General features: G+C 58.2%; 1 pseudogene. It reads right to left on the bottom strand.

What is annotated here, in order from left to right:
• Positions 1–191: pseudogene (locus EN846_RS35680) on the bottom strand (hypothetical protein); the annotation flags it as partial.
• Positions 192–335 lie beyond the last annotated feature (144 nt).

Here is a 335-nt window from a genome sequence, read left to right as displayed (position 1 = left end):
CTCGTAAGCTCGCGCGCCTCTGCATCCAGCATCTTCCGAAATTCGGGCTCCGTGGCACACCGGTCTAGGATGATCGCGATGGACTTCGCCTTGTCGTTGTCGTCGGCCATGGACTTGATTCTCTCCCATGAGTCGAATAAGCGTTCCAGGGCCTCGCGACGGATGAGTGGATCAGGATCGGAGAACTTCACGCAACTCTCCTCCAACAGGACGTCCAAAGTTCGCTCCCCAGTACGAAAGTACGTCCTGGCCAAGGCCTCGCCAATTACCGCGGGTAGCAAGCGACGAATGCACCCCTAGGCGGTCAGCTCATATGCCAATCCGTTGCGGGCAAG

Source organism: Mesorhizobium sp. M4B.F.Ca.ET.203.01.1.1, from assembly GCF_004791025.1.
Classification (GTDB): domain Bacteria; phylum Pseudomonadota; class Alphaproteobacteria; order Rhizobiales; family Rhizobiaceae; genus Mesorhizobium; species Mesorhizobium abyssinicae.
This window is presented reverse-complemented; position numbering and strand designations above follow the sequence as displayed.